19 protein-coding genes, 1 pseudogene and 1 riboswitch are annotated in these 24659 nt (G+C 63.3%); of the genes and pseudogenes, 11 read left to right on the top strand and 9 right to left on the bottom strand.

Annotation, left to right across the window (positions count from 1 at the left end; genetic code table 11):
• Window positions 1-188 precede the first annotated feature (188 nt).
• The gene (gene dnaE, locus ACSQ3L_RS18350; protein ID WP_436161236.1) at window positions 189-3716 is read right to left on the bottom strand and encodes a DNA polymerase III subunit alpha; all 3528 of its coding nucleotides are present in this window, start codon (window positions 3714-3716) and stop codon (window positions 189-191) included.
• Between the two features lie 106 nt (window positions 3717-3822).
• Window positions 3823-5835 (bottom strand): acetyl-CoA carboxylase biotin carboxylase subunit, encoded by a 2013-nt coding sequence (locus ACSQ3L_RS18345; protein WP_436161235.1) that lies wholly within the window; start codon window positions 5833-5835, stop codon window positions 3823-3825.
• A gap of 200 nt (window positions 5836-6035) precedes the next feature.
• Here ACSQ3L_RS18345 and ACSQ3L_RS18340 point away from each other — a divergent pair, with 200 nt between their 5' ends.
• From ACSQ3L_RS18340 to ACSQ3L_RS18320, 5 genes are all read left to right on the top strand, one after another.
• Window positions 6036-7163, top strand: a complete 1128-nt coding sequence (locus tag ACSQ3L_RS18340) for an S-(hydroxymethyl)glutathione dehydrogenase/class III alcohol dehydrogenase (protein ID WP_436161234.1) — start codon at window positions 6036-6038, stop codon at window positions 7161-7163.
• A gap of 67 nt (window positions 7164-7230) precedes the next feature.
• Window positions 7231-7701, top strand: a complete 471-nt coding sequence (locus tag ACSQ3L_RS18335; protein ID WP_436161233.1) for a YaiI/YqxD family protein — start codon at window positions 7231-7233, stop codon at window positions 7699-7701.
• Window positions 7702-7735: 34 nt separating this feature from the next.
• On the top strand, window positions 7736-8413 hold the full coding sequence (locus ACSQ3L_RS18330; RefSeq protein WP_436161232.1) for a DUF1345 domain-containing protein: 678 nt from the start codon (window positions 7736-7738) through the stop codon (window positions 8411-8413).
• 97 nt (window positions 8414-8510) lie between these two features.
• Window positions 8511-9392, top strand: a complete 882-nt coding sequence (locus ACSQ3L_RS18325) for a cytochrome b/b6 domain-containing protein (RefSeq protein WP_436163476.1) — start codon at window positions 8511-8513, stop codon at window positions 9390-9392.
• A gap of 1 nt (window position 9393) precedes the next feature.
• Window positions 9394-10185: a molybdopterin-binding protein gene (locus ACSQ3L_RS18320; protein WP_436161231.1), complete on the top strand. Its 792-nt coding sequence runs from the start codon at window positions 9394-9396 to the stop codon at window positions 10183-10185.
• A 40-nt stretch (window positions 10186-10225) separates the two neighbouring features.
• Here the strand turns inward: ACSQ3L_RS18320 and ACSQ3L_RS18315 are convergent, their stop codons facing one another.
• Window positions 10226-11020, bottom strand: a complete 795-nt coding sequence (locus ACSQ3L_RS18315; protein WP_436161230.1) for a maleate cis-trans isomerase family protein — start codon at window positions 11018-11020, stop codon at window positions 10226-10228.
• Window positions 11021-11242: 222 nt separating this feature from the next.
• Here ACSQ3L_RS18315 and ACSQ3L_RS18310 point away from each other — a divergent pair, with 222 nt between their 5' ends.
• A complete protein-coding gene (locus ACSQ3L_RS18310; protein ID WP_436161229.1) occupies window positions 11243-12523 on the top strand; it encodes a D-amino acid dehydrogenase in 1281 nt (426 codons plus the stop codon).
• Between the two features lie 8 nt (window positions 12524-12531).
• A complete protein-coding gene (locus ACSQ3L_RS18305; RefSeq protein WP_436161228.1) occupies window positions 12532-13260 on the top strand; it encodes a GntR family transcriptional regulator in 729 nt (242 codons plus the stop codon).
• 38 nt (window positions 13261-13298) lie between these two features.
• Here ACSQ3L_RS18305 and ACSQ3L_RS18300 read toward each other — a convergent pair whose 3' ends face one another.
• Window positions 13299-14300, bottom strand: coding sequence for a hypothetical protein (locus ACSQ3L_RS18300; RefSeq protein WP_436161227.1), 1002 nt, complete (start codon window positions 14298-14300; stop codon window positions 13299-13301).
• Window positions 14301-14580: 280 nt separating this feature from the next.
• A riboswitch (glycine riboswitch) is annotated at window positions 14581-14667 on the top strand.
• Window positions 14668-14816: 149 nt separating this feature from the next.
• Between ACSQ3L_RS18300 and gcvT the strand changes: the two genes are divergently transcribed.
• The 3 genes from gcvT to gcvP are packed head-to-tail and all read left to right on the top strand — an operon-like array spanning window position 14817 to window position 19119.
• Window positions 14817-15917 carry a glycine cleavage system aminomethyltransferase GcvT gene (gene gcvT / locus ACSQ3L_RS18295; RefSeq protein ID WP_436161226.1) on the top strand — a complete coding sequence of 367 codons (1101 nt, stop codon included), beginning with the start codon at window positions 14817-14819 and terminating at the stop codon, window positions 15915-15917.
• Window positions 15918-15922: 5 nt separating this feature from the next.
• Entirely contained in the window at window positions 15923-16291 is a 369-nt protein-coding gene (gene gcvH / locus ACSQ3L_RS18290) for a glycine cleavage system protein GcvH (RefSeq protein ID WP_292177123.1), read from the top strand.
• Between the two features lie 17 nt (window positions 16292-16308).
• On the top strand, window positions 16309-19119 hold the full coding sequence (gene gcvP, locus ACSQ3L_RS18285; protein ID WP_436161225.1) for an aminomethyl-transferring glycine dehydrogenase: 2811 nt from the start codon (window positions 16309-16311) through the stop codon (window positions 19117-19119).
• Between the two features lie 9 nt (window positions 19120-19128).
• Here gcvP and ACSQ3L_RS18280 read toward each other — a convergent pair whose 3' ends face one another.
• Both ACSQ3L_RS18280 and ACSQ3L_RS18275 read right to left on the bottom strand, forming a co-directional pair.
• The gene (locus ACSQ3L_RS18280) at window positions 19129-20304 is read right to left on the bottom strand and encodes a GGDEF domain-containing protein (protein ID WP_436161224.1); all 1176 of its coding nucleotides are present in this window, start codon (window positions 20302-20304) and stop codon (window positions 19129-19131) included.
• A 186-nt stretch (window positions 20305-20490) separates the two neighbouring features.
• Complete coding sequence (locus tag ACSQ3L_RS18275; RefSeq protein ID WP_436161223.1) at window positions 20491-21192, bottom strand: winged helix-turn-helix transcriptional regulator; 702 nt, start codon at window positions 21190-21192, stop codon at window positions 20491-20493.
• Between the two features lie 123 nt (window positions 21193-21315).
• On the opposite strand from ACSQ3L_RS18275, the gene ACSQ3L_RS18270 reads away from it, so the two are divergent.
• The gene (locus ACSQ3L_RS18270; protein WP_436161222.1) at window positions 21316-22785 is read left to right on the top strand and encodes an FAD-binding oxidoreductase; all 1470 of its coding nucleotides are present in this window, start codon (window positions 21316-21318) and stop codon (window positions 22783-22785) included.
• Between the two features lie 157 nt (window positions 22786-22942).
• Here ACSQ3L_RS18270 and ACSQ3L_RS18265 read toward each other — a convergent pair.
• The 3 genes and pseudogenes from ACSQ3L_RS18265 to ACSQ3L_RS18255 form a co-directional block, all read right to left on the bottom strand.
• Window positions 22943-23149 (bottom strand): annotated as a pseudogene (locus tag ACSQ3L_RS18265) (dienelactone hydrolase-related enzyme); the annotation flags it as partial.
• Complete coding sequence (locus ACSQ3L_RS18260; RefSeq protein WP_436161221.1) at window positions 23131-23601, bottom strand: hypothetical protein; 471 nt, start codon at window positions 23599-23601, stop codon at window positions 23131-23133. The pseudogene ACSQ3L_RS18265 and the gene ACSQ3L_RS18260, both read right to left, overlap by 19 nt.
• 161 nt (window positions 23602-23762) lie before the next feature.
• Entirely contained in the window at window positions 23763-24593 is an 831-nt protein-coding gene (locus ACSQ3L_RS18255; RefSeq protein ID WP_436161220.1) for a hypothetical protein, read from the bottom strand.
• Window positions 24594-24659 lie beyond the last annotated feature (66 nt).

The following is a 24659-nucleotide window of genomic DNA, read 5'->3' as shown; positions in this document are numbered from 1 at the left end:
CGAATTTATTCGAGCTTGCTCGATGCATGTGGTTCAAGCGACAACAACTTCAACCGCAGCTGACATCCTGGCCCTATCAGACAGGATGTCAGGCCTAGGGCGAACTCAATCCGCGATGGCCGACATCTATCCGATTGCCGTCCGGGGTCATCGTTTGCAGGCTGGCATCACCTGAATATCAACGCACCTCAAACCAGCTCCACTTCGACCACGCCCGGCACCGCGCGCATCGCGGAGGCGATCTGTGGCGAAATCCGGTAGCGGTTGGGCAACTCGATCTCGATTTCCCCCTCGCCTTCTTCCTTGATCAGCACGAAGCTGACCTGGCCTTCGCCCCTGACGGTCAGTTGGCCGGCTAGCGTGTTGATCGGCGAGGCGTTGCGCACGAAAATGCGGAGCGCTTTCTGGACACGGCTTGCCTCGTCTTCCAGAGACTGTACCGAGTTGATGCGCAGATTGACGCCTTCCGGCCTGTCTTCGGCCGCAACGGTGATAACGACGGAGCGGCCGGCCTCGAGCAGGTCGCGATACTGCGCCAGTCCTTCCGAAAACAGCACGGCCTCATACTGTCCTGACGTGTCGGAAAAGGCGATAACGCCCATCTTGTTACCGGTGCGCGTCTTGCGCTCTTGCTTGGAAGTCACCGTGCCGGCCAGACGGCCGGCAGCGGCGCCGCGCTTGACGGCGGCCGAAAACTCGGCCCACGTCTGCACCCGCATCTTCTGCAGGGCCGCCTTGTACTCGTCGAGCGGGTGCGCCGAGAGATAGAAGCCGACCACCTGGAATTCACGGTGCAGCCGGTCAGCGGCGAGCCACGGCTCCGTCGTCGGCAGATTGAGCGCTTGCGACTGGGCGCCGAGCGAGGCGCCGAAAATATCGGCCTGGCCGGAAACGGCATTCTGCTGCGCCAGCGATGCCAGCCCCATCATGCGTTCCACGCCCGCCATCATGGACGCGCGGTCGTGGCCGAAGCAGTCGAGCGCACCGGCCATGATCAGGCTTTCGAAGACACGCTTGCCGACGATCTTGGGATCGACCCGCTCGCAGAAATCGGCGAGGTTCTTGAACGGTTTTTCGCCCCGCACAGCGACGATATGCTCGACCGCCGCGTCGCCGACGCCCTTCAGCGCGGCCAGCGAATAGTAGATGCGGTTCTCTCCGACCTCGAAGGGACGAAAGCTCGATATCACCGACGGAGCCAGAACTTCGATGCCGAGGCGCAGCGCGTCCTGGCGGAAATCGGCGAGTTTGTCGGTGTTGCCCATGTCGAGCGTCATCGACGCCGCCAGGAACTCCACCGGATAGTGCGCCTTGAGATAGGCGGTCTGGTACGAAACCACCGCGTAGGCGGCGGCGTGCGATTTATTGAAACCATAGTCGGCGAACTTGGCCAGCAGGTCGAAAATGAAGTCGGCTTGCGGCTTGCTGACGCCACGCTCGACCGCACCGGAGACGAAGCGTTCGCGCTGCTTGTCCATCTCGGCGCGGATCTTCTTGCCCATGGCGCGGCGCAGCAGGTCGGCTTCGCCGAGCGAGTAGCCAGACAGCTCCTGCGCGATCTGCATCACCTGTTCCTGGTAGACGATAACGCCTTGCGTCTCCTTGACCAGATGGTCGATCTTGGGATGGATCGACGCCATCTCCTCCTCGCCATGCTTTCGGGCGTTGTAGGTCGGGATGTTCTCCATCGGCCCTGGCCGATACAGCGCCACCAGCGCGATGATGTCCTCGATGCAGTCCGGCCGCATGCCGATCAGCGCCTTGCGCATGCCGGCACTTTCCACCTGGAACACGCCGACCACCTCGCCGCGCGACAGCATGGCGTAGGTCTCGGGATCATCGAGCGGGATCGTTGCCAGGTCGATCTCGATGCCGCGCCGGCGGATCAGCTTGACCGCCGTCTCCAGCACGGTCAGCGTCTTCAGGCCGAGGAAGTCGAACTTCACCAGCCCGGCCTGCTCGACATATTTCATGTTGAACTGGGTGACCGGCATGTCCGAGCGCGGATCGCGGTACATCGGCACCAGTTCCGACAGCGGCCGGTCGCCGATGACGATGCCGGCGGCGTGCGTCGAGGCGTGGCGGTAAAGGCCCTCCAGCTTCTGCGCCATGTCGAGCAGCGTCTGGACGATCGGCTCCCTCTCGGCCTCTTCGGCAAAGCGCGGCTCGTTGGCGATGGCGTCGGCGAGCTTGACTGGATTGGCCGGGTTCTGCGGCACCATCTTGGAGAGCTTGTCGACCTGGCCATAGGGCATCTGCAGCACGCGGCCGACGTCGCGCAGCACGGCGCGGGCCTGCAGCGTACCGAAGGTGATGATCTGGCCGACTTGGTCGCGGCCGTATTTCTGCTGGACGTAGCGGATGACTTCTTCGCGGCGATCCTGGCAGAAGTCGATGTCGAAGTCGGGCATCGACACGCGGTCGGGGTTGAGGAAGCGCTCGAACAGCAGCGAGAAGCGCAACGGATCGATATCGGTGATGGTCGTCGAATAGGCGACCAGGGAGCCTGCGCCCGACCCGCGGCCCGGCCCGACCGGGATGCCTTGCGCCTTGGCCCATTTGATGAAGTCGGCAACGATCAGGAAGTAGCCGGGAAACTTCATCTTGGTGATGATGCCGAGCTCGAAATTCAACCGCTCGCGGTATTGCTCGACCGTATATCCGGCGGTCGGGCCATGTGTGGCCAGCCGGGCGTCGAGCCCTTCATGCGCCTGGCGGGCCAGTTCGTCGGCCTCCGCCTGCACGGCTGCATCATTGTCGGCGACATCGCCGCCGGTGAAGCGCGGCAGGATCGGATTGCGGTTCTTCGGGTAGTAGGAGCAGCGCAGCGCGATCTCTACCGTGTTGTCGATCGCCTCCGGCAGATCGGCGAACAGCCGCGCCATATCGGCCTGGCTGCGCAGGAAATTGTCCGGCGACAGCCGGCGACGATTGTCGGCGGCGACAACCGAGCCCTCGGCAATGGCGATCAGCGCGTCATGCGCATCATAATCGTCGCGGGCCGAGAAGAACGCTTCGTTGGTGGCGACCAGAGGCAGTTCATGGGCATAGGCCAGATCGATCGTAGATTTCTCGATCACGCGATCATAGCCGGAAACCCGATCCAGTTCGACATAAAGCCGGTCGCCGAACATCGCCTTGAGGGTCAAAAGCCGGGCTTCGGCCAGATCGCGGCGATCTTCCTTGAACGCGGTGCCGATCGGTCCGCGCGGCCCACCGCTGAGGCAGATCAACCCGTCACAAAAGCCTTCCATCATTTCGGTGGTCAGGTGCACGGCCTCGCCTGGCGGCGTTTCGAGGTAGACGCGGCTGACCAGCCTGACCAGATTGGAATAGCCGGCTTCGGTCGCGGCGAGCAGGACGACCGGCCGCATGTCCGGACCTTGCCGCCTGCGGTCACGCTGGCCATCGCTGTTTTCGCCGGAAAAGGCGAGCGCGGTCTGGCAGCCGATGATCGGCTGGATGCCGTCCTTGACCGCCTTCTGCGCGAATTCCAGCGCGCCGAACAGATTGTTGGTGTCGGTGACGGCAATGGCCGGGACTTCGTCCTTGACCGCGTGAGCCACCACCTTGCCGATCTGCAAGGCGCCTTCCAGCAGCGAATAGGCCGAATGCACGCGCAGATGGACGAAGGGCCGCGCCGGCGCCTCCGGCCGCGCAGCCGCGATCGCGGCTTCGCGCTTCAGGGGATCGCGGGGAAGTTTTTCGTCGGCCATGGTGCTGCGTGAAGGTCCTGAGTCGATAGAGATGTATTGTCCGGGACCGCGCGATGCCAGTCCAGCACAAACCACTGCTGATCACAGGCTGCCTGTCCGGCTAGCCTTACGCGAATTCCATGATCACCGCGTCGACGGCCAGGCTGTCGCCTGGTTTGGCGTTGAGTTTCGACACGACAAGATCGCGTTCGGCACGCAGCACGTTTTCCATCTTCATCGCTTCGACCACCGCCAGCGTCTCGCCGACCTTGACCTCCTGGCCTTCGGCAACCGCAATCGACACGACAAGGCCAGGCATCGGGCAAAGCAGCAGTTTCGACGTGTCCGGCGCTATCTTTTCGGGCATCAGCCTTTCCAGTTCGGCGGTGCGCGGCAGCATGGCGTGCGCGGTCACCGACATGCCCTTCCAGGCGATGCGAAAGCCGTTGGCAACCGGCCTGATCTGAGCCGTAACCTTGCGCGCACCGACCGTGCCGCGCCAGATCAGGTCGCCCGGCCGCCAGTCGGACGAAACGGTCAGCGCCTTGCCGCCCTCGATCGACAGATCGATTTCCATCGGAATGGAAATCATGCCCTCGATGATCGACGCTGACAGATAGCCATCGCCGATTTTCACCACCCAGTCGCGCTTCAGCGCTCCCGAATGCGGCGCCAGCCGCCCGCCCAGCCGGTCGAGCCGGTCGCGGCGCAGCAGCTCCACCGCGGTCGCAATCGACGCCAGCACGGCTTTCTCGTCGCTGTCGGGTACGATCGGCGCGAAGCCGTCGGGGTATTCCTCCGATATGAAACCGGTCGATATCCGCCCTTCCCGCCAGCGCGGATGCTGCATCAGCGCGGCAAGGAACGGGATGTTGTGCTCGATGCCGTCGACGACGAAGCTGTCGAGCGCTTCCGACATGGCATCGATGGCTTCCAGACGCGTTGGCGCCCAGGTGCACAGCTTGGCGAGCATCGGATCGTAAAACATCGAGATTTCGGAGCCTTCGGTGACGCCGGTATCGTTGCGGATGACGACATCGCCGAATTGTCCTTCCTCCGGCGGCCGATAGCGCGTCAGCCGGCCGATCGAAGGCAGGAAATTGCGGTAAGGGTCTTCGGCATAGAGCCGGCTTTCCACCGCCCAGCCGTTCAGCTTGATGTCGCTTTGCTTGAGGCCAAGCTTTTCGCCAGCGGCGACGCGGATCATCTGCTCAACCAGATCGATGCCGGTGACGAGCTCCGTCACCGGATGCTCGACCTGCAATCGTGTATTCATTTCAAGGAAATAGAAGTTCTTGTCTTTGTCGACGATGAACTCGACCGTGCCGGCGCTCTGATAGTCGACGGCCCTGGCCAGCGCCACCGACTGCTCACCCATGGCCTTACGCGTCTTGGCGTCGAGAAACGGCGACGGCGCCTCTTCGGCGACCTTCTGGTTGCGGCGCTGGATCGAACATTCGCGCTCGCCCAGATAGAGCGCGTTGCCATGCGCGTCGGCCAGCACCTGGATCTCGATATGGCGCGGATCGACGACGAATTTCTCGATGAAAAGACGGTCGTCGCCGAACGAGCTTTTCGCTTCCGAGCGCGCACGATCGAAGCCGTCGCGCACTTCGGCCTGGCTCCAGGCGATGCGCATGCCCTTGCCGCCGCCGCCGGCCGAAGCCTTGATCATCACGGGATAGCCGATCTCGCCGGCGATCTTTTCGGCATGGTCGGCATTCTCGATGACGCCGAGCCAGCCAGGCACGGTGGAGACCTTGGCGGCGTTGGCGAATTTCTTCGATTCGATCTTGTCACCCATCGCCTTAATCGCCTTGGGCTTCGGGCCGATGAAGACGATGCCTTCCGCTTCCAGCGCCTCGCAGAAGGCCGCCCGCTCGGACAGGAACCCGTAACCGGGATGCACCGCCTGCGCGCCCGTCTCCTTGCAGGCGGCGATGATTTTTTCAGGCACGAGATAGCTCTGCGCGGCGGGCGACGGCCCGATATGCACCGCCTCGTCCGCCATCTCGACATGCACGGCATCGCGATCGGCATCGGAATAGACGGCCACCGTGGCGATACCCATCTTCCGCGCCGTCTTGATGACGCGGCAGGCGATCTCGCCACGATTGGCGATCAGGATTTTGGTGAACATGCGGAATGTCATCCCTCGGGTCGGCCGTTCCTTTTATGGCCTGTGCTTGCAGGGTCAAGCCGACCATGCAATTCACTGCCTTTCAATCGATTTGCGATTCCAATTCATCGCTGCGGCCCAGTCTCGGCACCAGCTGCCAGTTGATCGTGCCGGCAAAACCTGAAACCCTTGAAAAAAATTCGCCTTGGAGGAATTGCCTGATGAAAACCCGCGCCGCTGTCGCTGTCGCCGCCGGAAAGCCGCTGGAGATCATGGAGGTCGACCTCGACGGTCCGCGTGAGGGCGAAGTGCTGGTCGAGATCAAGGCGACCGGCATCTGCCATACCGACGAATTCACGCTGTCGGGCGCCGATCCCGAAGGCCTTTTCCCGGCCATCCTCGGCCATGAGGGCGCCGGCGTCGTGGTCGATATCGGCAAGGGCGTCACCTCGCTCAAGAAGGGCGACCATGTCATTCCGCTCTATACGCCCGAATGCCGGCAATGCCCGTCCTGCCTGTCGCGAAAAACCAATCTGTGCACGGCCATCCGCGCCACGCAGGGGCAAGGGTTGATGCCCGACGGCTCGTCGCGCTTCTCGATCGGCAAGGACAAGATCTTTCACTACATGGGCTGTTCGACCTTCTCCAACTTCACCGTGTTGCCCGAGATCGCGCTGGCCAAGGTCAATCCGGACGCGCCCTTCGACAAGATCTGCTACATCGGCTGCGGCGTCACCACCGGCATCGGTGCTGTGATCAACACCGCCAAGGTCGAGATCGGCGCGACAGCCGCGGTCTTTGGCCTTGGTGGCATCGGTCTCAACGTCATCCAGGGGCTAAGGCTTGCCGGCGCCGACATGATCATCGGCGTCGATTTGAACAACGACAAGAAGGAGTGGGGCGAGCGGTTCGGTATGACGCATTTCGTCAATCCGAAGGAGATCGACGGCGATGTCGTGTCCCACCTCGTCAACATGACCAAGCGCGGCGCCGACCAGATCGGCGGCGCCGACTACACGTTCGACTGCACCGGCAGCACCAAGGTGATGCGTCAGGCGCTGGAAGCCTCGCATCGCGGCTGGGGCAAGTCGGTCGTCATCGGCGTAGCCGGCGCCGGCCAGGAGATCTCGACGCGGCCGTTCCAGCTGGTCACGGGGCGGACCTGGATGGGTACCGCTTTCGGCGGCGCGCGCGGCCGCACCGACGTGCCGAAAATCGTCGACTGGTACATGGACGGCAAGATCCAGATCGACCCGATGATCACCCACACGCTGAAGCTCGAGGACATCAACAAAGGCTTCGACCTCATGCACGAGGGCAAGTCGATCAGGAGTGTCGTCGTTTACTGAGGAAGACCACAAGCCGCCGGCCAGCCGGCCCGCAACCTCTATGGTTCACAACGGCAGGAGAAGAAGCATGAGCGAACTCCCGGCCATCCTCGTCGACGCCGACGCCTGCCCGGTCAAGGCCGAGGTCGAAAAAGTCGCCGAGCGGCACGGCGTCGTCGTCACCTACGTCTCCAATGGCGGCCTGCGGCCATCGCGCGACCCGATGATCCGCAATGTCGTCGTCTCCAAGGGCGCCGATGCCGCTGACGACTGGATCGTCGAGAATGCCAAAATCAACGACATCGTGGTGACGGCAGACATACCGCTTGCCGCCCGCGCGGTGGCCCTTGGCGCCCATGTGCTTGGGCCGACCGGACGTCCGTTCACGCCGGAAACGATCGGCATGGCGGTGGCGATGCGCGATCTGAAACAGCATTTGCGCGAGACAGGCGAAAGCAAGGGCTACAATGCCAGCTTTGCCCCACAGGACCGCTCGCGATTTCTTGGCGAACTCGACCGCATCTTGCGGCGGGCGCTCAAATCCGTCACACCGCAGTAGAAAGAACCGCAGGCCATCCAAGGTTGGAACCGCCATGGCTGCCGAAACCCCGATGAAGAATCCCTTGCAGCGCCACATGCTGTTCGCGGTGTCGGCCTGCTTCGGCGTTCTGGCGCTCCTCACGGCCCTGCTGCTGCACGCCCCGCTCGCTTATTCGATCGGCGCCAACGCGTTCTTTGCCGCCTACGTCATTCTTGTCGTCGCCCAGATGCCGAAGTTCACCGGCAGGTATCTGAGCAAGAATGCGCGTGCCACCGACCAGCCGGTGCTGGTTATTTTCGCCGTGACGCTTGTCGTCGTCGGCGTCGCCACCTTTTCGCTGTTTCAACTGATCAATCAGAAAGACAGCGCCCACCCCATCGAACTCGGCTTCGCGCTGCTGTCGATCCCGCTTGGCTGGTTTACCATCCATGCCATGGCGGCGCTTCATTATGCGCATGTCTACTGGATGGACGGCGATGCGGTCGACGCCGAGACCAAGAAGAAGATCCCGGTCGGTGGACTGCTGTTCCCGGGCGACAAACGGCCGGAAGGCTGGGATTTCCTCTACTTCTCAACGGTTATCGGCATGACGGCGCAGACCGCCGACACCAACATCTCGACAACGCATATGCGTCGCGTCGTGCTTGTCCATTCGATCCTGTCGTTTTTCTTCAACACGGTCATCGTCGCCGCTGCCGTCAATCTCGCCGTCAGCCTAGGCGGTTCGTAATAAATCCGTGATCGGATGAAACATCGATTGGGATCGCGACGTATCAGGAGGACAATGAACGCGCAGGCCACGCCGCGAGGCCGGGAGTCGAAACATGATGGAATCCGTTGCCAGAAGCCAGTCCGCCGCCGATCCAGGCGCTTCGGCGTCGAACGACAAGACGCTGATCTATCGCCAGTCGCGCTGGACGCGGCTGACGCATTGGCTCTGGGCCATCTCGCTGTTCTTCATGCTGCTGTCCGGCCTGCAGATCTTCAATGCTCGTCCGCAGCTCTACATCGGCAAAGAGTCGGGCTTCGACTACAACAATACTATCTTCGCCATCGGTGCGGAAAATACCGACACCGGGCCACGCGGCTACACCGAAATCTTCGGGCATCGTTTCGACACCACAGGGGTGCTCGGTTGGTCAGGGCCGGCAGGCCAGGAGACGTCCCGCGCCTTTCCGTCCTGGGCGACGATCCCGTCCTACTATGATCTCGGCACCGCCCGCGTCATCCATTTCTTCTTTGCCTGGATACTGACCACGACCTTGATCGTGTGGCTGGTTGCCAGCACAGTGAACGGCCATCTGCGGCGTGATCTCGCGCCGCGCCTCGACGATCTCAAGCGGCTGCCGCAGGACATCATCGCCCACGCCAAGCTCAAATTCCACCACACGCGGGAATACAACACGCTGCAGAAGATGGCCTATGGCGGCGTGCTGTTCGTGCTGTTGCCGCTGATGATCATCACCGGCCTGGCAATGTCGCCAAGCATGAATTCGGTGCTGCCGTTCCTCAACGACCTGCTCGGTGGCCGGCAGACGGCACGCACCATCCATTTCACCGTCATGGTGCTGCTGGTCGCCTTCTTCATCGTCCATATCCTGATGATCCTCGCCGCCGGCCCGATCAACGAATTGCGTTCCATCATCACCGGCTGGTACCGCACCGATCCTCCCGCGCAGGACGATAAAACCGTCGAGAGGAGTGCCTGACATGGCGAAATTCCAGATCAGCCGCCGCAAATTCCTGACCGGTGCCAGCCTCGGCGCCTCCGGCATCATGCTGTCGGGCTGCGACGCCTTCGACAGCCAGCTAAGCGTCGGCAGCGGCCTGCGCAGTTTCCTTGAAAACGCCAATGGCCTGACCTACCGGGCACAGCGCCTGCTTGCCGGCCGCGACGCGCTGGCGCCGGAATTCACCGAAGCTGACATCCGCCAGCCGCAGCGGCCGAATGGTGTCACCGCTCCCGACGACGACACCTACAAGGGCCTGCTCGCCAACAACTTCGCCGACTGGCGGCTGGAGGTTTCGGGTCTTGTCGAGAAGCCGCTGTCGCTCAGCCGCGAGCAACTCCAGAACATGCCGGGCCGCACCCAGATCACTCGCCATGACTGCGTCGAAGGCTGGAGCTGCATCGCCAAATGGACCGGCACGCCGCTGTCGCTGGTGCTCGACCAGGCGGTGGTCAAGCCGCAGGCGCGCTACGTCATGTTCCATTGCCTCGACACGATTGACCGCAGCCTGTCCGGCGACATCAAATATTACGGCAGCATCGACCTGATCGATGCCCGTCACCCGCAGACGATCCTTGCCTATGGCCTGAATGGCAAGCCGCTGCCGGTCGAGAACGGCGCGCCGCTGCGCGTCCGCGTCGAGCGCCAGCTCGGCTACAAGATGCCGAAATATCTCTACAAGATCGAGCTGGTCGACGGCTTCGCCACTGTCGGCGGCGGCCGCGGCGGCTATTGGGAAGACAATGGCTACGACTGGTATGGCGGAATCTAACCGGACTCCGCAAAATGCCGCGGCTCTAGAGATGGCTAGCCTACAGCGAGCGGCGAAACAGCTCGCCTTTTCCGCCAATCTGCTCGCCGATGCCGCCGAGCCGCAGCATATGCCAGGCAAGCGCATGATTGCTCGAGGTGACCGGTTTCTTCAGCTCTTCCTCGACCTCTTCGATGATCCGGGCAACACGCATGCTGGTGCAGGAAACGAACACGGCCTCACAGTCGCTCGACGCGCCGATTTCCAAAATGGCCTGCTTGACCGATGCCGGCGTGATGCGTGCAACGACATTGTCGTCCGCTTCATTGAAGGAGCCCATGACCGGAATATCCATCCCACGCGCCATCAGAGATGCGCGCAGCGAATGATTGATTTTCGCCAGATATGGGGTGAGCAGCGCGATCCGCGAGACACCCAGGGCCTTCAGCGCCGCCCGCGCCGCCGTCACCGGATTGGTCACCTGTACGCCCGGCAGCGCCTCGTGAACACGCGCGGCAACCTTGTCCTCGCCGATGACTAGCGCTCCCGACGTGCAGGCAAAGCCGATCACATCGAACTTGACGTCGGGCAAAAGCCCGACCGTTCCTGGGATCACTGCCGACATCTTCATCAGGTTTTCCGGCGTGATCTCCACATCGCTGTAAAGACGGGCCTCGTACAGCGCGATGTCGCGCGCGGGCAGCGCATAGCGGAATTCATCCTCGATGGTCTGGTCGGTCCGCAGGACCAGCAAGCCGAGATTGGCACGGGTGCCGATCCCGTCATCGGTCTTGAAGGGAATGTGTTCCTTGTCGAGGACAAGCGTGTCGTCGGCGCGGCCAACCGGGGCGTCCATGGTGCAGTCCCCTTCCTGATGCCAATCAGAATTGTCGACAATAGAAGCGGCAACATTACCGAACCTGTCAAGAGCTCTGTGCGGATTATTGGGAACCGAAAACCGCCAGAATTATGCGCCTGAGTGGGTCGTTTTTCAGTCGCCGACCATGCGCTGTTGACAAGGATCGGCGTCTTCCTATTGAATTGTCGACAATAGAAACGACAGCTATTCGGGACAGCGGTGCGCATATTGATCTTGGGCGGAGGCGTTGTCGGGATCACCACCGCCTATCAGCTGCAAAAGGACGGCCACGCGGTCACCGTTCTCGAGCGGGCACCGCAGGTGGCCGAGGGCGCGAGCTGGGCAAATGCCGGCATGATCGCGCCTGGCCACTCCTTCGTCTGGTCATCGCCGGCCGCTCCAAAAATCCTGCTGAAGTCGCTTTTCCTGAAAGACCAGGCGCTTCGTTTCAAACTTTCCGCCGACCCGCATCTCTACACCTGGTCGCTGCGCTTCCTCCGGGAATGCACGGCCGCCAGGGCGCGTCGCAACACCCTGCTCAAGCATCGGCTTGCGGTCCATTCCCAATCGGTCCTTCAGGCGGTCGTCAAGGAGGAAGCGATCCAGTACGACAGGACCTCGGCCGGCATTCTTTACTTCCACCGCAGCCGTCAGGCGCTCGACAAGGGCGTCGCCAACATGCGCCTGCTGGAAGCCGACGGTCAGGTGATCCGCATTGTCGGCGCGCAGGAAATCGTTGCCCAAGAGCCGGCGCTGGCTTCGTCGCGCGACAGCATTGCCGGCGGCATAGTGTGTCCAACCGACGAAACCGGCGATGCCGCCAAGTTCACACGCGCGCTGGCGGCAATCGTCGTGTCGAGGGGCGGCAAGATCCTAACAGGCACCGAGGTCGTCAGGATGGAACGCAAGGACGACGCAATCAGCCGGGTCGTCACCGACAAGGGAGAGTTTCTGGCCGACACCTACGTTCTGTGTCTGGGCGCCGAGAGTCCTATCCTCGCCCGCAAGATCGGCCTTGGTCTGCCGATCTATCCGGTCAAGGGATATTCCCTGACCATCCCCATCGTCGACCAGGCCCTGGCTCCAAAACTTCCCGTCATCGATGAGCACAATCTCGTTGCCATCACGCCGATGGGGGATCGCATCCGCGTCACCGCCACCGCGGAATTCGCGGGCTATGATCGCAGCCACAAGCCCTCGGATTTTGCCTTCATGAAGCGCGTTACCCAGGAACTGTTCCCGCGCGGTATCGCCTATGATCGGGCCGAGATGAGGGCCTGCCTGAGACCCATGACGCCCGATAATCTGCCGGTGTTGGGCCTGCGCAACATCAAAAACCTCTGGCTGAACACCGGCCACGGCCATATCGGCTGGACCATGGCGCATGGATCGGCTCGCATCGTCGCCGATCTGATCGCTGGCCGGGCCGCGCCAATCGCCCTCGACGGTATCCTGCCCACACAGACGCGGTTCGCCGAACCGAGCACCGCACAGGCTTGACTGACGCCATGCTCCGACCCACCAGGCAAAGCAACCGGGACAACAACGCGGCGTTGGCATCCAAGCCGATCAAGACCGGCCCGCGTGTCTATGAAGAGATCCGCCGGATGGCGATGGACTATCGCTTCAAACCGAATGAACGCATCAATGAAGTGGCGCTTGCCGCGAGGCTGAATGTCAGCCGCAGCCCGATCCGGGAGGCGCTTCAGCGGCTGGTCACGGAGGATCTCATCACCTTCCAGACCAATCGCGGTTTCTTTTGCCGCGGCTTCGATGTCGACGAGGTGGTCAATCTTTCCGACGTGCGGGCTGTGCTCGAGGAGCGCTCCGTCAGGCTGGCAATCCAGCGCGCGACACATGAGGAGCTCGCCGCGCTCGTCGACTGGTGGACGCTCACCGTGGCGCGCGCCGACTCATTTTCCAGCGCAGAGCTGACCGCCAGGGACGAGGAATTTCACATCCGTATCGCCAGGCTGTCAGGCAATCCCGAACTGGCGCGCCTGCTCGAAGGCATCAACACACGTATCCATTTCGTCCGCAAGATCGAAGTGGAAAAGCACCGGCGGCTGTCGACGACCTACACCGAACACAGCGAAATCGCCCAGGCGATGGTAGCCCGCGATGCCGACAGGGCCGCCAGGCTCATGCATGACCACATCGCCATCAGTGTCGCCGATGCCATGTCGACCGTTCGGGAAGGCCTCGCCCGTATATACATCGACGTCGACCAGATTTGATCGGGCAACCCTTTGCTGGTCAGGCAACCCAGGACTGGTTAGGCAACTTTGTCGAGCAGCGGCCTCAGCGCCGGGTGGATTTCCGGCGAAGCGTGCTTGATCAGCGTCAGCAGCGCACGTTCGTTCTCGTAGAGAGGCCGGTCCGCTCCGATATGCTCGATCAGCCACTTGGCTTCGCCGGCATCGATCGTCTCGGCGCGGCGGGCCAGGGCCTCGGCCGCTCTGTTCTTGGCTTCCCACTCGGCCTCGATGTCATCGGGAGACCGATAGGCTTCCATGATGCCGGCAAGGCCGCCGGAGATCATGCGGCTGAAGAAGCCGCCGATTTCCGGGTCGGCGTGTTCGAGGAAGGCATCACGGCGCAGCGCCACATCACGCGTCGGCGCTTCATAGCCGGCCGAGCACATGACGAAATTGGCGATCGCCTTGACGAACAGATCGTTCCAGGACGGATCGTTGTGTCCTTGAGCGGTGCGCTCGTTGATCTTGAACAGCACCTCGGCCTCGGCGCGTGTAATGGCGATATTGCCGTCGCCGCCATGGGCATGGAGGATCCGGCGCAGCAACTCAACCTCGGCTTTGGCGATCAGCCCGGGAACCAGCGCACCGCCGAGCATCAGCGGCCCCTTGCCGTCGACGACGGCGTGGGCGACCTGTTGCAGCGCATAGACGCAAAGCTGGCCCGGCGACGATTTCGCCCGTTCCAGCACGTGGACCAGCAATTCGAGCTCGGTTCGGCTGTCGACCATGCCGTCGCGCGAGATCGTGCGGATCAGCCAGTCGGCATTGTCCTGCGAGATATAGCCCGCCGGCTTCTCCTGATGGACGATGTAGTCGGTGACCGCCTCGATAAAGAAAGGCGGCCATTCCCGGCATTTGTCCTTCGCCGTGGCGTCGAGCGCGAACAGCGCCTCGGCCTCGCCGCGCGTCACCACGCCATCGCCGAACACCTCATGGCGCAACATCGCCACGTCCTCTGCGGCGATGCGACTTTTTGAGGTCAGCCCCGCCACCGGCGCGCTCATGATCAATTCGCCCATTTGTCGTCCCCGTCCGCCGCCGGCAAGCGCCGGCCCCAAAGCGTCATACCTGCCAACGTACCAGCAGTGTCTTGAAAAACCGGCAAACGGCGTGGTTAGCGAAGACTTGTCGGCCAATGCATATCGCCCAAAATGTGCTGCGATTTTGGGAGAACGTCATGCGTCAAAACAGAGGACCAAAGCGCATCGCGCGTACGATGCGTTTTAGATGTCGCTGACAGGTGACAAGCCGTCGCGCACAAGCTATGGATGGCGCGTCGAGGACTCAGGGTCTGAGTCCTACCTGTTTGCGGGAGAGAACAGCGAGAGCTGTCGCCGAAGGGGAAATCGCCCGAAATCTCTCAGGCAAAAGAACCGTAGACGGGAAAGACACTCTGGAAAGTCGGGGCTTGCCCCCGCGCCGAAGGTGTAAGCGCCGCTGACAGAGTTCCGGCTGCGCGAGTCTCTCAGGCTTCAGACAGAGGGGCACGGACAGGTCGCCATTCGCGACCGATTGCGTGCGACTCTGGAGACGACATGACGGGCGACGACACAAGACACCTCCCCCTCGAAGATATCCATGTAGCCGCCGGCGCGCGCTTTGGCGCCTTTGCCGGCTGGTCGATGCCGCTGACCTATCCGGCCGGCGTCATGAAAGAACATCTTCACACCCGCGAACAGGCCGGCTTGTTCGACATCTCGCATATGAAACTGTTCGAAGTCAGCGGGCCGGAAGCGGTGTCGCTGCTCAACCGCGCCTGCCCGCTGGATGCCGGCGCGCTCGACAGCACGCAATCAAAATTGTCCTTTTTCCTCAATGAGGCCGGCGGCATTCTGGACGATCTGATCGTCACCAGGCTTGGCGATGACAGGTTCATGGTCGTCGCCAATGCCGGCAACGCCGTGGCCGACGAAAAGCATTTGCGTGCGCTTGCCGCGGATTTCGACGCCAGGGTCGAGCCGCTCGACCGCGTCTTCCTCGCCATTCAGGGTCCGGAGGCCTGGGCTGCTCTCTCCCGCGCCGGCATCGAGACCGGCTCGCTGCTGTTCATGCATGGTGTCGAACCGCGCAAGAACTGGTTCATGAGCCGCTCCGGCTATACCGGCGAGGACGGTTTCGAGATCGGCCTGCCGGAGGCCGATGCGCGCGACCTCGTCGCGAAGCTGCTCGGCGATGAACGCGTGCTGTGGATCGGTCTGGCCGCCCGCGACAGCCTGCGACTGGAGGCTGGGCTGTGCCTGCATGGCCAGGACATCACGCCGGAGACCGACCCGGCCGCCGCCGCCTTGATGTGGGCAATCCCGAAGGACATCCGCGCTTCCGGCGCTTTCATTGGCGCCGATGCGCTACGCGCCGCCGTGGAACGAGGGCCTGCGCAAAAGCGGGTCGGGCTGAAGCCGGAGGGTCGTCAGCCGGTGCGCGGCGGTGCCGCGCTTTTTGACGCCGACGGCAATCCGGCCGGCCATGTCACATCGGGCGGCTTCGGCCCTTCGGCCGGCCATCCAGTCGCCATGGGCTATGTCGCGACGCCATTGGCCAAGCCCGGAACACGGGTCTTCGCCGATGTCCGCGGCACGAAAATCCCGGTCGATATCAGCTCCCTGCCCTTCACACCACATCGCTACCGCAAAGGATGATTTCCATGGCAACGACCTATTTCACATCAGATCACGAATGGCTCCGTGTCGAGGGCAGCATCGCCACCGTCGGCATCACCGACTATGCGCAGGAACAGCTCGGCGATCTCGTCTTCGTCGAACTGCCTGAAACGGGAAAGAAGCTGAGCAAGGGCGACACTGCCGTCGTGGTCGAATCCGTCAAGGCGGCTTCCGATGTCTATGCACCGGTCGACGGCGAGATCACCGAAGCCAACGGCACGCTGTCGTCGGACCCTTCGCTGGTCAACTCGGCGGCAACCGGGGCCGGCTGGCTGTGGAAGATGAGGCTCGCCGACGAAAGCCAACTCGCGGGTCTCATGGATGAGGCCGCCTACAAAGCTCATATCGGCTGATATCAGGACTTATTGACATGACCGCAGCACTCGCTCCCTTCTCGGCCCGCCATATCGGTCCTGACGTCAACGATGTCAGAGCCATGCTTGCCGTGATCGGCGTTCCGTCCGTCGAGACGCTGATCAGCCAGGCCGTACCGCAGTCGATCCGCCTCGACTTGCCGTTGACCCTGCCCGCACCGGCCAGCGAAGCTGAAGCGCTGGCCGAATTATCGGCGACCATGGCCAAGAATACCGTGCTGAAGAGCTTCATCGGCGCCGGCTATCATGGCGTCCTGGTGCCGCCGGTCATCCAGCGCAACCTCTTCGAGAACCCGGCCTGGTATACGGCCTACACGCCCTATCAGGCGGAGATCAGCCAGGGCCGGCTGGAAATGCTGTTCAATTTCCAGACCCTGGTCACTGAACTGACCGGCCTGCCGGTGGCATCTGCCTCCTTGCTCGATGAAGCCACCGCGGTCGCCGAAGCCGTCGGCATTGCGCTGCGCCACCACCGCGACAAGCGCACCAAGATCGCATTTGCCGGCACGCCGCACCCGCAGACACTGGACGTTGTGCGTACCCGCGCTGAGCCGCTCGGCATCGAGATCGATGGCGAGACGATCGACGACAACACCGCTGCCCTGCTCGTCTCCTGGCCGGACACGTTTGGCGTCTATGGCGACCACAAGGCGGCGATCGACAAGGCGCGTGCGGCCGGCGCCATCGTCGTCTTCATCGCCGACCCGCTCGGCCTGACGCTGACCGACGCGCCGGCCAGGCTTGGCGCTGACATTGCCGTAGGTCCGATGCAACGCTTCGGCGTGCCGATGGGGTTTGGCGGCCCGCACGCGGCTTATTGCGCCGTCTCCGACAGGCTGACGCGGCTGATGCCTGGCCGCCTTGTCGGCCAGTCGACCGACAGCAAGGGCCGGGCCGGCTATCGCCTCGCGCTGCAAACACGCGAACAACATATCCGCCGCGACAAGGCGACCTCGAACATCTGCACCGCGCAGGCGCTGCTCGCCAATATGGCGACCGCCTACGCCATCTGGCATGGTCCCGCCGGGTTACAGGCGATTGCCAGACGCATCCACACGCTGGCCAATCGTCTGGCAAGCGGCCTCAAGGCGGCAGGCATATCCGTGGTCGGCGCGAGCCGCTTCGATACGGTGACGGTGGAAACCAGGGGCAAGGCGGCGCAGATCGCCACTGCGGCTGAAAAAACCGGCCGGCTGCTGCGCGTCATCGATGCCGACCATGTCGGCATCAGCTTCGACGAGACCTCGACCAATGCCGATCTCGATGCGATCGCGGCCCTGTTCGGCGCCAAGGCCGCTCCGTCGGCCGACAGCACGGTGCCCGGCAAGCCGCGCGGCAAGGAGTTCCTGACCCAGCCGGTCTTCCACGAAAACAAGTCGGAAACCGACATGATGCGCTTGCTGCGCCGGCTGGCCGACAAGGACCTGGCGCTCGACCGCAGCATGATCCCGCTGGGATCCTGCACAATGAAGCTCAACGCGGCGGCGGAAATGATGCCGGTAAGCTGGCCTGAAATCGCCAATTTGCATCCCTTCGCGCCGGCGAGCCATTCGGCCGGCTATCGCGCCATGATCGGCGAACTGGAAGGATGGCTGTCGGAGATCACCGGCTTCGACGCCGTCAGCCTGCAGCCCAATGCCGGCAGCCAGGGCGAATACGCTGGCCTGCTCGCAATCCGCGCCTATCACCGCTCGCGCGGCGAAGGTCATCGCACCGTCTGCCTGATCCCTTCCTCCGCGCACGGCACCAATCCGGCGAGTGCCGCGATGGCCGGCATGAGCGTTGTCGTCGTGCGCTGCCTGGAGGACGGCAACATCGACATGGACGACATGAGGGCCAAGGCCAACGAGCATTCCAAGAATCTCGCGGCGCTGATGTTCACCTATCCCTCGACGCATGGCGTCTACGAGGAAGGTGCGCGCCACCTCTGCGCCCTCATCCACGAGCATGGCGGCCAGGTCTATTTCGATGGCGCCAACCTCAACGCCCTGGTCGCCTTGGCACGGCCCGCCGATATCGGCGCCGATGTCTGTCATATGAACCTGCACAAGACCTTCTGCATCCCACATGGCGGCGGCGGCCCAGGCGTCGGCCCGATCGGCGTCAAGGCGCATCTGAAGCCCTATCTGCCGGGCCATGTCAGCGAGGGTTCGGCGCACGCCGTGTCGGCCGCACCATTCGGCAGCGCTTCGATCCTGCCGATCACCTGGATGTATATCCGCATGATGGGCGCCGCCGGACTGAAGCAGGCGACCGAGACCGCCATCATCTCGGCCAACTACGTGGCAACACGGCTCGCGCCGTATTTCCCGCTTCTCTACAAGGGTAGGCACGATCGCATCGCGCACGAATGCATCCTCGACACCCGCGTGCTGAAGGAGAGCGCCGGCATCAGCGTCGATGACGTCGCCAAGCGGCTGATCGACTATGGTTTCCACGCGCCGACCATGTCGTTCCCGGTCGCCGGCACGCTGATGGTCGAGCCGACCGAGTCGGAGCCCAAGCGCGAACTCGACCGGTTCTGCGAGGCGATGATCGCCATTGCCGGAGAAGCAGCGAAAGTCGCCAGGGGCGAATGGCCTTTGGCCGACAATCCGCTGGTCAACGCGCCGCACACCGCCGCCGAGGTTCTGGCCGGTCAGTGGACCCATCCCTACTCGCGGCTGGAAGCGGCCTATCCGGCCGGCGACGCCGACACGGCCGCCAAGTACTGGCCACCGGTGTCGCGCATCGACAATGTCGCCGGCGACCGCAACCTGGTCTGCTCCTGCCCGCCCCTGTCGGACTATCTGGGAGCGGCCGAATAACCTCTCGGACTAAGCTGAGCGCAAGGCCGGCTCGACTGGGTCGGCCTTGCCCATTCGACTGCGGCTGATGACGCAATTTCGCCCGGTGCGCTTGGCGGCATAGAGCGCTGTGTCGGCCTCGGCCAGCACGTCATCGAGGCTGCGGCCGTCGGCCTCGCCAAAGCCGAGGCCGCCGCTGACCGTGCTGCGCAACGGGCCGCGCTGGGTGGGAACGATTTCGGTGCCGAAGGCAACGCCGATCTTGCTGGCGAGATCATAGGCCCGCTCTTCCGTCATCCGCGACATGACAATCGCGAATTCCTCGCCGCCCAGGCGGAAAGCGTCAACGCCGGTCCTGGCATATTTCTTGATGACCGCGGCGAAGCGGCAGAGAACCTGATCGCCGACCGGGTGGCCATAGACATCGTTCGTTCGCTTGAAATGGTCGAGGTCGAACATGACAATCGCCATGAACGGGCCGAAACTCCGTTCGCCGTAGAGCGACAGCAATCCCCGCCGGTTCATCAACCCGGTCAACGGGTCGGTCATGGTCTCGGCCTTCAGCTCGATCTGCGCCTGCAGATGGTGGAGGGAAAGCGTCAGTGCGCCGAGCCCGGTCATGCAGGCCACCGCCACCACGGTGTTCAGCCGTTCGGCCCAGTTGTCGGGCGCTGTCGCGAGCACCCACTGCCCCTTGCCCAGCAGAACCATGCCACAGAGCGCAAACGACACCGCGCAGGTGCCGCTCAGAAACGAAACCACCAGCAGGATCCGGCGATCGTGACTGCCGTTGATCCAGAAGATGGCGCCGATCGCCGACAGCAGCGCCGTCACCGTCGCGTAGGTGACAATGAAGCCGACACCGTCAAGGCCCAGGAAGGTGACGGCGGCACCGACAGCCATCGCGGCAAGCGCCGGAACAACGGCACGCCTGTAGCCGGGCACGCCCAGATATTGCATGGCCGACACGCAGATGATCAGGAACCCCAGGCTAAGCAGCGCAAGCACGATCTGGCAAAGCAGCGGATCGGGATCCTTGCTGTATCGCCAGAACAGGATCACATGCGCGACGAGCACCAGAATGCCGCACGCCACCGTCAGGACGAAGCCTGCCTTGGGCGCAGTGAACCAGATCGCAAACATGGTGACGCTGAGGCAGATGCCCGACAGCGCGGCTGCGAGCAGGAGCGAACTGAAGTCCAGCATATCGGGCAAGGGCCTCTTGAGCGTCTGCGGTTGCGCTGCATTGTAGGTCAGCGGCAGCCCTCGGATATGGGTTTTCGGCCGATCTATCGATGCAACCTGCGGATAGGGTTTACAAAACGTCGATACGACGTGTCCCGAACAGCATCGCTCGCACTGCTAGACTCGCAGGATGCAGCGAAAGCTAGGTCAAACACGTTTGGGCGGAGCATCAACGTTCAAAAGGCGGCTCGCGTGGGCGAACATGCTGCGGGCGTTCCAGGTCGGGAAGGCTCTTGCGAGCGACAGGTCGCCGTCGAGCTGGATGCGGTCCTCGCGGGTGGCTTGGGACCAACTGAGCTGGCCGGCGTGCCATTTGACGAAAGCTTCGGCTTCCGCCGTGATGTAGAGATCCTCCTCGAAGCCAGGGTAAGTCTTGCAGATCTCTGTGTCTCCGAGCTCGATGAGCAGCCAGTAGCGCTCCCGGTGTGGGCGGCCGGTGAAATCGAAGCGGATGACGACGCGTCGATCCGGGAGCCGGTCCCGGCGCAGCGCCTTGCACATCGACCACAGGGCCATAAAGGGGTCTAGGTGCTGGGGGGCGATCTCCAGCCAATGCGCGCCCCACTCGCCGAGCGACTGGCAGACCGTGAAGAGGTCGTGGCCCGCGGACGTGAGCTTGTAGTGGCGCCCGCGCCCGTCGGGCTTGGGATTCGACTCGACGACACCGACCCATTCGAGCTGCTTGAGCCGCTCTGAGAGCAGGGTACGGGAGAGTCCGGGAGCGCCCTCCAGGATCTCGCTGAAGCTTCCGCAGCCAAGGTGCAGGTTGCGGACGATCAGCGGCGTCCAGCGCTCGGCGAAAATCTCGGCGCCACGGGCTATGGGGCAGTATTGGCCGTATGTCCTCATGACAGACGTCCTCACAACAGCAGTGTTGCGCATCCGCCTCCGAATGTGGAGTCCAGATTGTTGACTATGCGGCAGCGGCCCGCCGTGGTCCGATGAGGCCTCTCTCGACGAGAGGAGGACACGATGACGACACCTACGACGACAACAACGTACGCAGAAGCCCACCACGGGAGCATGCAGCCAACCGTCGTGGAAATCGACGGGTTCCGAGGCCGGCTGATCAATGCCAGCCACGCCGACTACGATGTCGCCCGTGCAATCTGGAACGGCGCCATTGACCGGCGCCCGCATCTGATCACCCGATGCATCGGGACCGCCGACGTGATCGCGGCTGTGCGTTTCGCTCGCGACCACGATCTGGAGATCGCCATACGGGGCGGAGGCCACGGCGTGGCGGGCACCGCCGTTTGCGACGACGGGATCGTCATCGACCTCTCGGCGATGCGGGGCGTTCGGGTCGATCCCGCCGGCCACAGGGCGTGGGTGCAGGGTGGCGCGCTGTGGGGCGACGTCGACCGCGAGACGCAGGCGCACGGCCTGGCCACCACCGGCGGAATTGTGAGCCATACCGGAGTCGCCGGGCTCACCCTGGGCGGTGGCATCGGCTGGCTGATGCGCAAGCATGGCCTCGCGGTCGACAACCTCCTCGCCGCCGACGTCGTGACGGCCGACGGCGAGCGGCTGCGGGCGTCCGAGGACGAGCACCCCGACCTGTTCTGGGCGTTGCGCGGCGGCGGCGGCAACTTCGGCGTGGTCACCTCGTTCGAGTTCCGCCTCCACCCCGTCGGACCCACCGTCCTGGCCGGACCCATCCTCTGGGACGCGAGCGACGTCCGGGAGGTTCTCCGTTTCTACCGCGACTTCATCCGCGACGCTCCCGACGAGCTCGGCACGGTCGTAAAATTCTGCACCGTGCCGCCTCTATCAGTCATCCCCGAGGAACTGCACTGGCGCCCGGTGGTGATGGTGGGCGCGTGCTACGCCGGGCCGATCGAAGAAGGTGAGAAGGCGCTCCGCCCGCTCCGCGCATTTGGGGCTCCCCTCCTCGATCTGGCCGGACCCAAGCCGTACGTGGTATTCCAGAGCGCGCTCGACTCGACCGTCCTCCACGGTTGGAACTACTACTGGAAGGCCACCCACCTGCCCGCGCTCCACGACGACCTCATCGACGTGATCGCCGGGCATGCATTCTCCTGCTCGTCGCCACGGTCGTATGTGGCAATGTTCCATCTGAAGGGGGCGGTGGGCCGAGTGGCCGAGGGCGCGACGGCGTTCGGAAACCGGCAAGCTTCGCACGCGATCATCGTCCACGCTGCGTGGCGGCCCGGCGAGAACTTCGGCAACCGAGAGACGGCCTGGACGCGGGGGGTCCTCGCCGCCCTTGGCCGCTTCCGCGAAGGCGTCTACGTCAATTTCCTCGGCGGCGACGAAGGCCCAGGGCGGGTCCGCGAGGCGTACGGCGACTCCGTCTTTGACCGGCTGGCTGACGTGAAGTCCTCGTACGACCCCGACAACGTCTTCCACCATAACCAGAACATCCGCCCGGGGCTGAGTGCCGGTGTGAGCGGTTCCAACGGCGCGGGCGATACTTGATGATTTGGGGTGGTGTTGGACGGGTGCGACGCCTGGCGAGTGCCGGGCGCTAGGGCTGCGCGGCCGTGAATGACCGGTATCGGCGCATCTTCCCAGTTGAGCACAGGGGCGTGGGAACTTCCGCTCACCACCCATTCCCGTCATGGGCGTGCTGGTGAACTGACCGGCCAACACCACACTCTTGCTCGCCGGCCCGACTCGTTCGACCGAGATTAGGGCTAAGCATATAGTCGGCGTGCACGGAGCCGGGACGGCTGCGTTCGAAGTGATAAGGCATGGCAATCTCGACAACCGTGATGCCACGCTGCGAGAAAAAGTTGGCAAGCCGGACCCTTGGACGCGAGATCAACCCTTGTTCAAGAGAGCGAGGTTGGCGTCGACGACGGTGGGATCCGCCATGCCGGCCTTCGCTTCGAGCAGCAGCGCCTTGGCCTTCTTGCGATTGCCACGCAGCAGTTGCGAGTAGCCCATGTTGTTGACGATTTGCGGCTTGCGGCCGGCGACTTTCAAAAGCTGGCCGTAGGCACGGTCGGCGAAGTCGAAGCGGCCGAGCTCGTCATAGGAAGCGGCGAGCCCCATCCAGGCCTCGGCATTGTCAGCCTTCAACTCGACAGCCTTGCGGAAGTGCTGTTCGGCGAGGCCGTAATTGGCGTCGCGAAACTGCGCCTTGCCTTGCGCCAGATCGGAGGTGTCGATGTCCTTTGCCGCCGGTTGGATGGCCGTGGTCTTGGTCGTGTCGACATTGCTGGTCGAACATCCAGACATCATCAAGACGGCCGCCATCGCGGCCATTGCCGTGAAACTACTGTGACGCATGCCCCTGCCTCATCGCCCGATTTGCCGGGTCGTTCTTCAGGAAACACATTACATCAGCGACGATTAAACTTCGGTGCCGAAACGCCGCTAAAACTAGGTGCCGGACATACCAGCCATTAACCACCTGGCCGCAGCGGCTTCAGTCACGACGAGCGGCGTTCTCACGGCTCCAGGGCCTTGAGCCCCGCCGGAGCCGTATACCGGCTGCCGTCATAGCGCAGCCGGTAGGTTTGGCTCACGGACTTGCCGGGATGGGACTGGCACTCGCCACTGTTGTCGGGCAACGGATTGTCGGTATCCATCCGCTCGACCACCGTAATGTCGTGGTAGCCATGATGTTTGGCCGGGTTCATCGCCAGGCTGACCTGGCTGGAATGAAAGGATCCGGCGCAACTGGCATCCCCCTCGCCGCCATTGTCGGCCACGACGAGGCCGTCGAGTACCATCCGCAGGGCATTGCCGTCGAAGGCATAGAGCCGCAGGCCGGTTTCGCTGAAGGGATTGGCCTGAGAATGGTTCGCCATTTCGATACGCAGGCCAAAGGCGGTGACATTGGGTGCCAGCCTATAGCGGCCGGTATCGAATTCGACCTTGCGGATGGCGATGGCGTCATCGTTCATCAACCCGGGCTGGAGCAGGCGCTGGCGCACCTGCAGGCTCTTCCTGTCGACAACCAAAAGCTCGATATCGCCGGCATGCGCGTAGTCGCTGGGTTGGGAGCTGTCCATCAGCGGCACCGCGACCAACAGCAGGTCGTCATGGGCGGGCCAGATCTTGCAGACCAGCCCCGGCGGATCGCCATATGCGAACCTCAGGGCGATGCAGGTGTGGGGTTCAAGCGTGAACGAGCCGCCGTCGGCACTCTTAAGGGCGTTGGGATACGCCTGCTGCACCAAGGCGGCCGCATCGCCGCAATCGTCGGCCGCGGCCCAGGCGGGCGACAGGCAGACGGCGGCCAGACCAAGGAAGAGGGTTCGCAACAGCATTCGCATGGGCTTCTCACGTTGCAGGCCGAGTTCGGGCAGAACAATGGGGTCAGCCCTCGCTTGGACTGATTT

Origin of the sequence: Mesorhizobium sp. LjRoot246 (assembly GCF_964254115.1) — a bacterium.
GTDB lineage: Bacteria > Pseudomonadota > Alphaproteobacteria > Rhizobiales > Rhizobiaceae > Mesorhizobium.
The sequence above is the reverse complement of the archived record's forward strand: the minus strand, read 5'-3'. Positions and strand labels throughout refer to the sequence as shown.